The 13,483-nt window shown below is 45.6% G+C and carries 12 protein-coding genes; 3 read left to right on the top strand and 9 right to left on the bottom strand.

Going from position 1 to position 13,483, the window contains the following annotated elements; translation table 11 throughout:
- Positions 1 to 359: 359 nt before the first annotated feature.
- From fre to trxA, 6 genes are all read right to left on the bottom strand, one after another.
- Entirely contained in the window at positions 360 to 1,073 is a 714-nt protein-coding gene (gene fre, locus AB6E54_RS21035) for an NAD(P)H-flavin reductase (RefSeq protein WP_017059251.1), read from the bottom strand.
- 20 nt (positions 1,074 to 1,093) lie between these two features.
- The gene (locus AB6E54_RS21030) at positions 1,094 to 1,363 is read right to left on the bottom strand and encodes a 2Fe-2S iron-sulfur cluster-binding protein (protein ID WP_008224727.1); all 270 of its coding nucleotides are present in this window, start codon (positions 1,361 to 1,363) and stop codon (positions 1,094 to 1,096) included.
- Entirely contained in the window at positions 1,360 to 3,201 is a 1,842-nt protein-coding gene (gene ubiD / locus AB6E54_RS21025; protein ID WP_017059250.1) for a 4-hydroxy-3-polyprenylbenzoate decarboxylase, read from the bottom strand. Before ubiD ends, AB6E54_RS21030 begins: the two co-directional genes overlap by 4 nt.
- 98 nt (positions 3,202 to 3,299) lie before the next feature.
- Positions 3,300 to 4,295: a hypothetical protein gene (locus tag AB6E54_RS21020; RefSeq protein WP_017059249.1), complete on the bottom strand. Its 996-nt coding sequence runs from the start codon at positions 4,293 to 4,295 to the stop codon at positions 3,300 to 3,302.
- A gap of 110 nt (positions 4,296 to 4,405) precedes the next feature.
- Positions 4,406 to 5,665: a transcription termination factor Rho gene (gene rho, locus AB6E54_RS21015; protein ID WP_017062978.1), complete on the bottom strand. Its 1,260-nt coding sequence runs from the start codon at positions 5,663 to 5,665 to the stop codon at positions 4,406 to 4,408.
- A 200-nt stretch (positions 5,666 to 5,865) separates the two neighbouring features.
- Positions 5,866 to 6,192, bottom strand: coding sequence for a thioredoxin TrxA (trxA, locus tag AB6E54_RS21010; protein WP_010440700.1), 327 nt, complete (start codon positions 6,190 to 6,192; stop codon positions 5,866 to 5,868).
- Positions 6,193 to 6,303: 111 nt separating this feature from the next.
- Between trxA and rhlB the strand changes: the two genes are divergently transcribed.
- A complete protein-coding gene (rhlB, locus tag AB6E54_RS21005; RefSeq protein ID WP_017062979.1) occupies positions 6,304 to 7,614 on the top strand; it encodes an ATP-dependent RNA helicase RhlB in 1,311 nt (436 codons plus the stop codon).
- Positions 7,615 to 7,620: 6 nt separating this feature from the next.
- Positions 7,621 to 9,114: a guanosine-5'-triphosphate,3'-diphosphate diphosphatase gene (gppA, locus tag AB6E54_RS21000; protein ID WP_017059247.1), complete on the top strand. Its 1,494-nt coding sequence runs from the start codon at positions 7,621 to 7,623 to the stop codon at positions 9,112 to 9,114.
- Positions 9,115 to 9,215: 101 nt separating this feature from the next.
- Here the strand turns inward: gppA and AB6E54_RS20995 are convergent, their stop codons facing one another.
- The 3 genes from AB6E54_RS20995 to recQ all read right to left on the bottom strand — a co-directional run bounded on the left by AB6E54_RS20995 (position 9,216) and on the right by recQ (position 12,332).
- On the bottom strand, positions 9,216 to 9,887 hold the full coding sequence (locus AB6E54_RS20995; RefSeq protein WP_017061333.1) for a 7-cyano-7-deazaguanine/7-aminomethyl-7-deazaguanine transporter: 672 nt from the start codon (positions 9,885 to 9,887) through the stop codon (positions 9,216 to 9,218).
- A 245-nt stretch (positions 9,888 to 10,132) separates the two neighbouring features.
- Positions 10,133 to 10,444, bottom strand: coding sequence for a DUF3630 family protein (locus AB6E54_RS20990; RefSeq protein WP_017061332.1), 312 nt, complete (start codon positions 10,442 to 10,444; stop codon positions 10,133 to 10,135).
- A gap of 49 nt (positions 10,445 to 10,493) precedes the next feature.
- Complete coding sequence (gene recQ, locus AB6E54_RS20985) at positions 10,494 to 12,332, bottom strand: ATP-dependent DNA helicase RecQ (protein ID WP_017062982.1); 1,839 nt, start codon at positions 12,330 to 12,332, stop codon at positions 10,494 to 10,496.
- Between the two features lie 179 nt (positions 12,333 to 12,511).
- Between recQ and rarD the strand changes: the two genes are divergently transcribed.
- A complete protein-coding gene (rarD, locus tag AB6E54_RS20980) occupies positions 12,512 to 13,420 on the top strand; it encodes an EamA family transporter RarD (RefSeq protein ID WP_017061330.1) in 909 nt (302 codons plus the stop codon).
- Positions 13,421 to 13,483: the final 63 nt, after the last annotated feature.

Here is a 13,483-nt window from a genome sequence, read left to right as displayed (position 1 = left end):
ATATTCATCAACGAGTGCCCACACAGATTGATAGGTTTAAATTGTTAAAGAGCTTAACTTCTTGAGCGTTCCTTTTAAGTAAGGAGCCTCTCGAAGTGGACGGCCATTCTAGCGAATTAACATTCAGTGTCAAACACTTTTTGAAAATTAATTTTTTGTCGCTTTCCGTCTTACTGATTCTTGCTGAAGCCTTGTGGCGTCTGCCGTCTCAGTGGTGTCGCATTATAGGGAACCCTCTCAGCTTAGCAACTACTTTTTCATGAAAAATGAATAAATAGGGGTTAACTGCCTAATAGTTCACCTAAACGTAAAAAAGAGAGCATTTCTGCTCTCTTTTTGCTCAAAATCTAAGGGTATTGTTAGATAAATGCGTAAGCATCAGCGTACATATGGTCACGCTTTGCTTCTTTATTCTGAGTAAATAGGTCTCTTGCAGCGCCCGCCATTTCAAAACGACCTGCAATATAGATATCGAAATCAGCTAATGATTCGAAACTTTGCATAACAGCCTCAAGCACATTACCTGTTTGGCCATGCCAAACTTCCGGTGCTTCTTCTACTACCGGTACAAAGTGCACATTGCTATGCTTTTCTGCAATGCCAACCAACTCTTCTTTAGCATATAACTGGCACTCATCTTTTGCGCCCCAGTATAGGTAGATCTCTTTCGAGCTATTTTGCGCGATGCAGTGATCAAGAATAGAGCGCACGTAGCTGAAACCCGTGCCACCAGCAATAAGTAATAGAGGGCGATCGCTTTCTTCTTTGATCCAAGCATCTCCGTGTGGAGCATCAATCGCAATATCGCCATCTTCAGCTTGTGCCTTCTTCATCGCTTCAACCACTTCTAGTGCGTAAGCGTTGTGCTCGGCAGCACCAATGTGCAGCTCAAGCTCACCTTCGTGGCGGCAAGGGCTACTTGCGATAGAGAATGGGCGCTTATCTTTCTCGCCCATTTCAACCATCAGGTACTGGCCCGCTTTAAAAGCGACCGGTGTTTCTGGGTGAAGTAGGATTTGGTAAGTATTACAAGCCAAAGGCTCGATAGACTTCACTTTACATTTAATAGTCATGTTCTTCCTCTTACTAACCCTTAATCGGCAAAGGTTAGAACTAAATTACTTTCTGCAAATGCTTGGCAAGCAAAAATCCAGCCTTGTTGCTGCTCTTTCTCTGTGAGCATGGGTTCAAGGTGGTAACTCACTTGCCCTTCTAATTTTTTGCACATACACATTGCGCATGCGCCAACTTGGCAACGGTTTGGGAAATAGATATCGCTGTTGAGCGCAGCATCCAAGACCGTTTGCCCTTTTTCTACTGTGAAACTGATGTTTTCTGGGTATAAGACTACTTGGTAGCTCATGAAATTCCTAGCTGTTCCCAGATGCTATCAATCTTTTTCACAACATCAGGATCTTTTGTGATTGGTACACCCCACTCACGCAGGCATTCACCTTCCCACTTATTGGTCGCATCGAGACCCATTTTTGAGTGTCCAGTTTCGTTCTGCAGGAATAACGTATCTCTCGCCGGATCCATTCTTGTCGTTACAGCCCAAATGATGTCATTCCAATCACTCACATTGACATCGCCATCACACACGATAACAAACTTGTTCTCATCAAATTGAGACCAAACCGCTTCCATGATTTTCTTACCATTACCGGCAGCTTGCTTATCAATAGACACCACAACCATGCTGGCATTGTCGTTTTGCAGGTGAACATCAATAATTTCAGGATGAACCTTGGTTAACTCAGCCAAGCTACCCTCAATATGTTCACTATTTACAGGTGCTGTTTGGACATCTGGCGATAACGCTAACTCTGCGTCCCACTTCTTAGTAATATCTAGACCCATCTTAGAACCTAACCCAACCACGGGTGAGGCAAAATCCAATGAATCGATCGGCGTGTTCTCTATCATCAGGCTATCGCGTGACGGATCCATATGTTCGCACATCGCTGCGGTTACTTGAGACCAATCACGTGCATTCACATCTTCATCACACACCAATACAAATTTGGTGTACATGAATTGGCGTAAGAAAGACCATACACCCATCATCACTCGCTTAGCGTGACCTGGGTATTGCTTCTTCATGGTCACGACTGCCATTCGGTACGAACAACCTTCAGGCGGTAGATAGAAATCTTCAATCTCTGGGAACTGCTTTTGAAGAATAGGCACAAACACTTCATTTAGCGCAACACCCAATACCGCTGGCTCATCAGGTGGACGGCCAGTATAGGTGCTGTGATAGATAGGGTTCTCGCGCATGGTTACATGAGTAATAGTAAACACATGGTGCTTTTCTTTCTCGTTGTAGTAACCAGTATGATCTCCGTAAGGCCCTTCATCTGCGAATTCATTCGGGTCGATGTAACCTTCCATCACGATTTCTGCACTTGCGGGAACTTCTAAGTCGTTGCTGATTGATTTAACGACCTCAGTTTTACTACCACGTAGTAAGCCTGCAAACGCGTACTCAGATAAACTATCCGGCACTGGCGTAACCGCACCAAGAATGGTGGCAGGATCAGCACCAAACGCTACCGATACTGGGAATGGTTTCCCAGGGTTAGTTTCCATCCAATCACGCAGATCCAATGCTCCACCACGGTGGGCTAACCAACGCATGATGATTTTATTCTTGCCGATCTTCTGCTGACGATAGATACCTAAGTTTTGGCGTTTCTTGTTTGGACCACGAGTAACCGTTAAACCCCATGTTAGCAATGGCGCGACATCATCAGCCCAACAGCTCATCACAGGGATTTTATCTAGGTCGACGTCATCGCCTTGCCATACCACTTGTTGGCAAGCCGCTTTGCGAAGGCGTTTAGCTGGCATGTTTAAGACTTGCTTAAACACAGGTAGTTTATCAAGAGCGTCTTTAAAGCCTTTTGGTGGCTCAGGTTCTTTTAGGTAAGCAAGCAACTTGCCCACTTCACGCAGTTCTTTGACTTCTTGACGTCCCATACCAATAGCAACCCGATTAGGTGTACCAAATAGATTGGTCAAAACGGGCATGTCATAGCCTACTGGATTTTCAAACAAAAGAGCCGGGCCACCAGCACGTAGAGTACGGTCGCTAATTTCGGTCATTTCGTAGTCTGGATCGACTGGGTGAGAAATGCGTTTCAACTGACCAATACTTTCAAGATGGTCGATAAAATCACGTAAATCTTTAAAACTCATAGGACTTCTACATGCTGATTATTCTGCGCTCAGTATATCAAAAAGGGTGACGCTGAGGTCCCCCTTTTTAGTGTGGTTATTGAGAGGCAAAATCCACTTTACGGTAATGCTTGCTCGATCAAAGAACTCTTCACCTGAGGGTTATCATTGACGAGATCTTGCAACCATCGCGTATGACCTTGTTTGGCGAGTTCACGCGCAACTAATGGTGCTTCATCAGCAATCGCCATCCTAGAGACAAGGAACAGCTTCACCTCTTCTGATAACGGGTTAACTTTGGTAAGCAAAGTAATCGCTTCATCTTTCAAACGCGGGTTCTTAGTCGCTGCCATCACCTGTTCAAGCGCGAACGTTTGTTTGGTTTCAGCAAGGCGAACTAGCTCAGCTTGGCTATGATAATCGGCCTTCATTCGCCATAGAATTTTGTAAACCTCTGGGTCTTCGCTCACTTGCGCTAATCGAACCACCACCTCAGTAGAAGGTAACCAACTAACAATAGAAGATGCGGTGAGTTGCTTAGTTAGGTAATCAACCGCTTCAGGAGACAAACTGTCTAGCTCTCTAATGAGCAACGCTTCTCGCGTTTGAACTTGATGTTCAGATCCAGATAACCACTCTTTTAGGTCGAGTTCCTGTTTCTCTGCATCTAGCACAAATACCAATGTCTTCTGATCTTGACGCCATTGTTTAATAAGGCGATTAGCAATTGAAGGGTAATTAAAGGCAGGTACCGTAAACTCATAGCCATCGCCACGTTCTAAGACTTGATAAGTGGGCGTGATAGCAAGTTGCTGCTCGATGAAGATAGACATCTTGGGTGTGAGTACGATTTTTTGCTGTTCAAGCTTCTTCAAGAGTTGGTAACGAGCCACCTCTTGCTGGGGAAATGTCAGGCGCTCAAGCGCAAAGCGTAGCGAATTGACTTCGTCACGTACGACAAGCTCTAGTAGTTCAGCAGTTTTCAGTTTTACTTGATCATTCTCAAGCCAAGACTCTACTGTAAGTGGAGACATCTCGGTGGCATAGCTCATACCAACCGGTGAAAATAACAGTGAAGTAGACAGGAGTAATGATGACAACAGTCCATGTTGCATTTTAACGTCCTTGTAACACTTTTGCTCATTCTGCAAGCTGGCGCTACAAAATGCAAATAAAAAGCGCCACCCGAGGGCAGCGCTTATTAAATACGATCAGCTAATCAATATTACTGACGACGCATTGCGTCAAAGAACTCATCGTTCGTTTTCGTCATTGCTAGCTTGTCGATAAGGAATTCCATTGCGTCGATTTCGCCCATTGGGTGAACAATCTTACGCAGGATCCACATCTTCTGTAGTTCATCGTTCTTGGTAAGAAGCTCTTCACGACGAGTACCAGAGCGGTTGAAATCAATCGCTGGGAATACGCGTTTTTCAGCAATCTTACGGTTAAGGTGCAGTTCCATGTTACCTGTACCTTTGAATTCTTCGTAGATAACTTCATCCATCTTAGAACCAGTATCAACCAGTGCTGTTGCGATGATCGTTAAGCTACCGCCTTCTTCTACGTTACGTGCCGCACCGAAGAAACGCTTTGGACGATGTAGAGCATTCGCATCAACACCACCAGTAAGAACTTTACCTGATGAAGGAATCACAGTGTTGTAAGCACGAGCTAGACGAGTAATAGAATCCAGTAGGATAACTACATCTTTCTTGTGTTCAACAAGGCGCTTCGCTTTCTCGATAACCATTTCTGCAACTTGTACGTGGCGAGATGCTGGCTCATCGAATGTTGAAGCAACTACTTCGCCTTTAACTAGACGCTGCATTTCTGTTACTTCTTCTGGACGCTCATCGATAAGTAGAACCATTAGTTCACACTCAGGATGGTTACGTGCAATGCTTTGAGCAATGTTTTGCAGAAGCATTGTCTTACCCGCTTTAGGCGGAGCAACAATCAGACCACGCTGACCTTTACCAATTGGAGATGCAAGGTCAAGAATACGAGCCGTAATATCTTCAGTCGCACCATTACCCGCTTCCATCACCATACGTTCGTTAGCGTGAAGAGGAGTAAGGTTTTCGAAAAGAATCTTGTTACGTGCGTTGTCTGGCTTGTCGTAGTTAACCGTGTTTACTTTAAGCAGTGCAAAGTAACGCTCACCGTCTTTAGGTGGACGGATTTTACCGCCAATAGAGTCACCTGTACGTAGGTTAAAACGACGAATTTGGCTTGGTGATACGTAGATATCATCTGGGCCAGCCAGGTATGAACTGTCGGCGCTACGTAGGAAACCAAAACCGTCTTGAAGAATTTCTAGAACACCATCACCAAAGATGTCTTCACCACTTTTTGCATGCGCTTTAAGGATGGAGAAGATAATGTCTTGTTTTCTTAGGCGAGCTTGATTTTCAAGACCTAAGCTTTCGCTAAGTTTAACAAGCTCAGACACAGGTCTGTTCTTCAGTTCAGTAAGATTCATAGTGGTGGAAGTTTGTTTAGTCAAAATAGGATCTGTTTTCTTAAGTTAAGAAGGATTTGGTCACAGGATCGACCAAGAAGAGAAATTCGTTCAATTAACGTGCGATAAATTAGCACTAAAACTAAGACTAGTCCATAGCTTAGAAAAAACAAAACCGCGCATTTGTTAACTGCACGGTTTCTTTTCAAATGCTGACCTGATTAAAGGTTAGCGTCTAAGAACTCTTTAAGTTGAGTTTTAGATAATGCACCAACTTTAGTCGCTGCTACGCCGCCATCTTTGAAAAGAAGTAGCGTTGGAATACCGCGAATACCAAACTTTGGTGGAGTACCAGCATTTTGGTCGATATTTAATTTACCGATTGTGAGCTTGCCTTCGTACTCGTCTGCGATTTCATCAAGAATCGGCGCAATCATTTTACATGGACCACACCATTCTGCCCAAAAATCAACAAGAACAGGGCCTGCAGCATTGATTACATCGTTATCAAAACCGTCATCAGTTAGCTGCAAAATCTTATCACTCATCTTCCACTCCAATGTATTTTTTAGAACTGGTTGGATGATAACCAGTAAATAGATGCCCTATTGGAATGTATTTACTTTCGTATTGCAAGCTTAAGCTGATATTCTATAGCAATGAAAAAGACGCATATCACAGAGCAAAAGTTCGCCGACTTGGATTTACTTCCGCAAGTCATTGAAGGATTGGAGAAAAAAGGGTTCGATTATTGTACCCCTATCCAAGCCTTGGCGCTCCCGGTACTGCTCACCGGCCAAGACATTGCAGGCCAGGCCCAAACGGGTACTGGTAAAACGCTTGCGTTTCTTACTGCTACTTTTAACCACCTGCTAAAAACATCTGAGCATGAAGGGCGTAAGCCTAACCAGCCACGTGCGATTATTATGGCACCAACGCGTGAACTCGCGATTCAGATCTACAACGATGCTGACTCTCTGGTTGAAAGCACAGGTATCAAGGCAGCACTTGCTTACGGTGGCGAAAGCTACGACAAGCAACTAGGTAAAATCGAAGAAGGCGCAGATATCTTAATTGGTACGACTGGCCGCATCATCGATTTCTACAAGCAGAAGGTATTTAACCTTAACCACATTCAAGCTGTTGTTCTTGACGAAGCTGATCGCATGTTCGATCTTGGTTTCATCAAAGACATCCGCTTCTTGTTCCGCCGTATGCCTGAGCCAAAAGATCGCCTGAACATGCTGTTCTCTGCGACATTGTCTTACCGCGTACAAGAGCTAGCGTTCGAACACATGCACAACCCTGAGCATGTTGTTGTTGAGCCAGAGCGTAAAACAGGTCACCGCATTCAGGAAGAACTGTTCTACCCATCAAACGAACACAAAATGGCACTGCTGCAGACTCTAGTTGAAGAAGAGTGGCCAGAGCGCGCTATCATCTTCGCTAACACTAAGCACAAATGTGAGTCTGTTTGGGGTCACCTAGCTGCAGATGGTCACCGTGTTGGCCTGCTAACTGGCGATGTTCCTCAGAAGAAACGTGAAAAGATTCTTGAGCAATTCACTAAAGGTGATGTTGACCTGCTTGTCGCAACCGACGTTGCAGCACGTGGTCTACACATTCCTCAAGTAACACACGTATTCAACTTCGACCTACCTGATGACTGTGAAGATTACGTTCACCGTATCGGCCGTACAGGTCGTGCTGGTGCAAGTGGTCACTCGATCAGCTTTGCTTGTGAAGATTACGCAATCAACTTGCCACCAATCGAAGAATACATTGAGCACGCGATCCCTGTGTCTGACTACGATGCTTCTGCACTGCTAGAAGATCTACCAGCACCATTGCGCTTACGTACACGTAACCCGCAACAACGCCGCTCAAACAACAATGGCCCACGCAACGGGAACCGTAAACCAAACCAGAACCGTCGCCCACGCCAACCGCGTCATAACAAGGAAGCTTAGTCGCTTATGAGTCAAACAGTGTCACCCCCGCTTTACGCTGCAATCGACCTCGGGTCGAACAGTTTTCATATGCTCGTTGTGCGTCATATCGATGGCAGCGTACAAACCATGGCTAAAATTAAGCGCAAAGTGCGTTTAGCTGCAGGCTTAGATGAAAATAATGCGCTTAGTACAGAAGCCATGCAGCGCGGTTGGGACTGTTTGAGTCTCTTTGCAGAGCGACTTCAAGATATTCCGAAAGAAAATATCCGCATTGTCGGTACAGCGACCCTACGTACTGCTATCAATGTGGATATATTTCTAGAGAAAGCGAACCAGATCCTTGGTTACGACATCAATGTTATCTCCGGAGAAGAAGAAGCTGCGACTATCTATAAAGGCGTAGCACACACTTCTGGTGGCAGCGGCCGCCGACTGGTTGTTGATATTGGTGGCGCAAGCACCGAGATGATCATTGGTGAAGGCTTCTCAGCGAAAGCACTAACCAGCCTAAAGATGGGCTGTGTTACTTGGCTTGAGCGCCACTTTAAAAACCGCCAATTAACCGCTACCAACTTTAACAACGCCATTGAAGCGGCGAAGTCGACGTTGGCTCCTATCCTAGATAGCTACACTGATATCGGATGGGATGTGTGTGTGGGCGCCAGCGGTACCGTTCAAGCACTGCAAGAGATCATGTTGGCGCAAGGCATGGATGAAGTGATTACTCATGCCAAACTTAAGCGTCTACAGAAACAAGCGATGATTACTGAGCGCTTGGAAGAGCTAGAAATCGAAGGACTTACCCTTGAACGCGCATTAGTGTTCCCGAGTGGCCTTTCCATTCTTATTGCTATTTTTGAGTTGCTTGAAATAGATTCAATGACACTCGCAGGCGGCGCACTCCGTGAAGGCCTAGCCTACGAGATGGTTGATGAGCTTCGCCAAGAAGATATCCGAGCGCGTACCATTAAGAGTGTTCAATCACGCTACCAAATGGACGTAAGCTACGGTGAACAAGTTGCTGTAGTCGCACAAACGCTGCTAGACCAAGCGGGCGCCGAAGCGTGGGTTTCAGAACCTCAAGCTGGTGTGCTATTGCAAACGGCAGCTAAGCTTCACGAGATTGGTTTAACCATCGATTTCAAAAAAGGCGGTGAGCACAGCGCTTATCTGCTGCAAAACTTAGACCTACCTGGCTTTACTCGAGCGCAAAAGCACTACTTGGGTGAGTTAACTCGTCGCTACCGTGAACAGTTAACCTCATTACCAGAGCAACACGCTATCTCAGGCACCAGCAGCAAGCGTATTTTACGTATTCTGCGTTTGGCTATTTTGTTAACTCACCGTCGTAACCCAGCGCTAGAGCCTGAGTTCAAACTGACGACGAATGACAACAATCTAACCCTAACGCTTTCTAAGCAATGGTTAGCTGACAATCCGCTGACCGCTGCAGAGCTAGAGCTCGAGTCGAATAGACAAACCGATATTGGCTGGCCATTGAATATTAAATGCCTCTGATATTAGTATCTGACGCTAGAAATTAAAAAAGCCCAAGTTAGTAGACTAACTTGAGCTTTTTCTTATCGCTGCATTAATGCTTTGTGTTACAAATCTCAAACTTAAGCGTTCACGCCTGTCGCTTTAAAGTCAGGGTTCACTGCGGTTAGCTTTCTAACAATGTAGTTAAGAAGCACACCGTACATAGGCACGAACAAGCCTAGGCTGATGATAAGTTTGAATCCGTAATCGACTAAGGCAATCTCAGTCCAATGCTCGGCCATGAATGGATCTGGGCTTTGGTAGAAAGCAATCGCAAAGAAAGCGATGGTATCAATAGCATTACCGAATAACGTTGAACACGTTGGGGCAACCCACCACTGTTTAAGCTGACGTAGGCGGTTGAAAACATGCACATCCAAGATCTGACCCAGTAAATAAGCCATGAAGCTCGCCGCGGCGATACGTGCAACAAACAAGTTGAACTCACCTAGTTGGCTAAAGCCTTGGAATGAACCTTCAAAGAACACCACTGACAAGAAATAAGAAACGGCCAGCGCTGGTAGCATCACTAAGAAAATGATTTTACGGGCAAGCTGCGCGCCAAAAATGCGTACGGTCAGATCGGTCGCTAGGAAGATAAACGGGAAAGTGAAAGCACCCCAAGTGGTGTGCATACCGAAGACGGTAAAAGGTAGCTGAACCAGATAGTTGCTTGACGCAATAATCACCAAATGGAACAAAACTAATAGTGCTAAGGCTTTGCGCTGTTGCGCAGGGGTAAAGTTACTCATGCTGTACCTTTTTAGTTTGGTTTGGGGGTGAGGGAACCCAAATCGAGTCATTTCTTCGAATAATCCAAGAAAGCTCTTACCAATAACGTGAATTAAAAAATGTATCTAAAAATTGCTCTGCTGAGCGGCGGGCGATTATACATTAATCAATATTGGCTGCAACGGTGAGAACAAACGCAAACGTTTATTCTCACTTTTATTGGTGAATAGCGCTAGAAGCTGTGTTTTAGAAGAGATGCCAAAAGTTAAAAACCGCGCTTGAAAAGCGTCGCGAGATAATCAAACTCTTCTCGGCTTTCTTCAGCATTTAACGACTCAAACCAAATTGATTCACTGTAATGCTCAGACTTTAAGAACATTCGACAATCTTCAAAATCAATCAACCAAGAATGCATATCGGCGTCCCATTGCTTTTCAACAACAGACGCTGACAGCAACGCCACCAGCTTTTCACCTAGCACTTCGTAAGAATCAAAATCAAAACTTGGAGACGTAATCAATAAACGCCCTTCCTCAGCTAAATACTCTCTTAAGCCAAATTCTGTTTGTGTTGTCATGTCCCTATCAACCTTATTCTTTTTCTATTAGTTAGACGTTTCTTGCAAACTAACCGTGTGTGGTGATGTGTTCTTGAATCAAATCTAAGAATGGGTCTGCGTACTTATCGAGTTTACGTTGACCGACACCGTTGACTGCCAGCATTTCTCCGTATGAAGTAGGTAGTATTTCAGCCATATCAATCAAGGTCGCGTCGCTGAATACCACATATGGTGGCAAGCCATCTTCATCAGCAATCGACTTACGCAGCTTACGCAGTTTCGCAAACAGCTTCTTATCGTAATTCTTGCTGCTTAACTTATCGGACTTAGCATTACGCACCGCTGTATCTAAACGAGGAACAGCCAATTCCAAAGACATCTCACCGCGCAGCAGCGGGCGGGCTTCTTCTGTTAGCTGTAATGTCGAGTTACGAGTGATGTTCTGGAACAGCAAGCCTTTGTGGATTAACTGACGGAAGATACTGATCCAGTAATCGTGGCTATGGTCGCGGCCAATACCGTAGGTAGACAGCTTATCGTGACCATTATCGCGGACACGAATATTCTGCATACCACGCATCACTTCGACTACGTAGCCCATACCAAACGACTGATTGACACGGTACACACAAGACAACGCCTTCTGCGCTTCTTTAGTCGCATCAAAATGCTTAGGTGGATCGAGGCAGATATCGCAGTTGCCACATTGCTTCTCGCGATATTCGCCAAAATAGTTAAGCAGAACCTGACGACGACACGTTTGCGCTTCAGCAAAGGCACTCATCGCATTCAGCTTGTGCATCTCAACTTGTTTCTGTGGGCCTTCTTCTTTCTCATCCAGCATACGACGCAGCCAACCCATATCAGCCGGGTCAAACAACATCATCGCTTCAGCAGGCAAACCATCACGACCTGCACGGCCTGTCTCTTGATAGTAAGACTCGATATTACGTGGGATATCAAAGTGCACCACGAAACGTACGTTGGGTTTGTTGATGCCCATACCGAAAGCCACAGTCGCGACCACGATCTGAATATCATCGCGTTGGAAGGCTTCTTGAACGTAAGCACGCTCATCGGTGTCCATACCAGCGTGATAACCCGCGGCGCGAATACCGTTATTGCACAGCTTCTCGGTCACCATCTCCACTTTCTTACGGCTACCACAGTAGATGATGCCGCAATTGCCCTTTTGTGTTTCTAGGTAGCGAACCACCTGTGACACGGGTTTGTGCTTCTCAACCAAGTTGTAGCGAATATTAGGGCGATCAAAGCTGCCTAAGTAAGTATGCGGGTCCAGGAGCTGTAGGCGCGAGATAATATCTTTACGCGTCGCATCATCAGCGGTTGCTGTGAGCGCCATGTAAGGCACATGCGGAAAGTACTGTTTAAGCTGGCCTAATGATGCGTATTCAGGGCGGAAGTCGTGACCCCATTGAGAGATACAGTGCGCTTCATCGACTGCAATCATTGAAAGCGGTAAACCCTGAAGACGCTCGATAAAGTCACGCATCAACACGCGCTCTGGCGACACATACACCATTTTCAGCTGACCTGAGTTCATGCGATTGAACACATTCAGCAATTGGTCACGTGGCATTGAAGAGTTAATACACTCAGCAGCAACACCATTGGCCTTCAGTTGATCGACTTGGTCTTTCATCAACGAGATCAGCGGCGAGATAACCAGAGTCAGCCCTTCACGAACCAAAGCAGGGATTTGGTAACACAGAGATTTACCACCACCGGTTGGCATAATCACCAAGCTGTCTTTGCCTTCAACGGCCAAATCAATGACCTCTTGCTGACCATCGCGAAAGCTTTGATAGCCAAACACATCTTGTAAGATGGTTTGCGCATCATTCGCGGGAGTTGGTATTTGCTCAGCAATCAGAGTGGCGGTCATTGTGGTTCCTAATCGAGGTATGAAATCAGCAAGCATCTTCGGCAAGCAAGTCGCACATTGTAGAGGGGAACGCTGGCGAATTAAACCGCAAATTGTTAGGTGAAAAGGGTTATCGCTCCTATACTGACCAACTCTCTTATAAATCTTATTAATAAGCACTCAGTGCTAGAGAAAGATGCATGACACAGGAAGAACAACAACGTACGCGCCAAGGAGTTTTGCTTGCCGTCGGCGCCTACACAATGTGGGGTATCGCCCCTATATATTTCAAATCTTTAAGTGACGTTTCCCCGTTAGAGATCCTCAGCCACCGTGTAGTATGGTCTTTTTTCCTACTCGCTTTCTTACTACACATTGGCCGCAGCTGGCGTAAAGTCCGCGATACCCTGACCTCAAAACCAAAAATGCTCTATTTGGTAGCGACGTCTATTTTGGTGGGTGCTAACTGGCTGATCTTTATCTGGGCGGTGAACTCCAATCACATGCTCGATGCCAGTTTGGGGTATTACATCAACCCGCTGATTAACGTGCTACTTGGGATGCTCTTCCTTGGCGAACGCTTACGTAAGCTGCAATGGTTTGCTGTGGCTCTGGCTGCGATTGGCGTATTAATCCAATTAATTGCCTTCGGCTCAGTGCCTATCGTCGCCATTGCCCTAGCCTTTAGCTTTGGTTTTTATGGCTTGCTGCGTAAGAAAGTCAGCTTAGAAGCGCAAACGGGTTTGTTCATTGAAACTCTGGTGATGCTGCCTCTCGCCGCAACCTACTTACTGTTTATTGCCGATAGCCCGACCTCAAACTTATCGATGAACCCGATGCAACTCAACCTGTTACTGGTTGCTGCCGGTGTGATCACCACGGTTCCATTGCTGTGTTTTACTGGCGCTGCAACTCGCTTGAAGCTATCGACACTCGGTTTTTTCCAGTACATAGGTCCAAGCTTGATGTTCTTACTGGCGGTTCTGATTTACGGTGAAGCCTTTACCTCAGATAAAGCAATCACCTTTGCTTTCATATGGGGGGCACTGGTTATTTTCAGCTTTGATGGCCTGCGTAACAACAAGAAGAACAAACGCGCGAAACAGTGATATTGATCGTTTTTTACAAGACAATCCCTTAATACGCAGATAAGCTTGGTTGAATTGATGACT

This window comes from Vibrio sp. 10N.247.311.49, from assembly GCF_041467655.1.
GTDB classification, from domain to species: Bacteria; Pseudomonadota; Gammaproteobacteria; order Enterobacterales; family Vibrionaceae; genus Vibrio; species Vibrio crassostreae_C.
This window is presented reverse-complemented; position numbering and strand designations above follow the sequence as displayed.

What these genes read in the sequence shown, in the direction of transcription:
- fre (WP_017059251.1), bottom strand. Translation starts at nt 1,073, where the DNA reads ATGACTATTAAATGTAAAGTGAAGTCTATCGAGCCTTTGGCTTGTAAT.
- AB6E54_RS21030 (WP_008224727.1), bottom strand. Translation starts at nt 1,363, where the DNA reads ATGAGCTACCAAGTAGTCTTATACCCAGAAAACATCAGTTTCACAGTA.
- ubiD (WP_017059250.1), bottom strand. Translation starts at nt 3,201, where the DNA reads ATGAGTTTTAAAGATTTACGTGATTTTATCGACCATCTTGAAAGTATT.
- AB6E54_RS21020 (WP_017059249.1), bottom strand. Translation starts at nt 4,295, where the DNA reads ATGCAACATGGACTGTTGTCATCATTACTCCTGTCTACTTCACTGTTA.
- rho (WP_017062978.1), bottom strand. Translation starts at nt 5,665, where the DNA reads ATGAATCTTACTGAACTGAAGAACAGACCTGTGTCTGAGCTTGTTAAA.
- trxA (WP_010440700.1), bottom strand. Translation starts at nt 6,192, where the DNA reads ATGAGTGATAAGATTTTGCAGCTAACTGATGACGGTTTTGATAACGAT.
- rhlB (WP_017062979.1), top strand. Translation starts at nt 6,304, where the DNA reads ATGAAAAAGACGCATATCACAGAGCAAAAGTTCGCCGACTTGGATTTA.
- gppA (WP_017059247.1), top strand. Translation starts at nt 7,621, where the DNA reads ATGAGTCAAACAGTGTCACCCCCGCTTTACGCTGCAATCGACCTCGGG.
- AB6E54_RS20995 (WP_017061333.1), bottom strand. Translation starts at nt 9,887, where the DNA reads ATGAGTAACTTTACCCCTGCGCAACAGCGCAAAGCCTTAGCACTATTA.
- AB6E54_RS20990 (WP_017061332.1), bottom strand. Translation starts at nt 10,444, where the DNA reads ATGACAACACAAACAGAATTTGGCTTAAGAGAGTATTTAGCTGAGGAA.
- recQ (WP_017062982.1), bottom strand. Translation starts at nt 12,332, where the DNA reads ATGACCGCCACTCTGATTGCTGAGCAAATACCAACTCCCGCGAATGAT.
- rarD (WP_017061330.1), top strand. Translation starts at nt 12,512, where the DNA reads ATGACACAGGAAGAACAACAACGTACGCGCCAAGGAGTTTTGCTTGCC.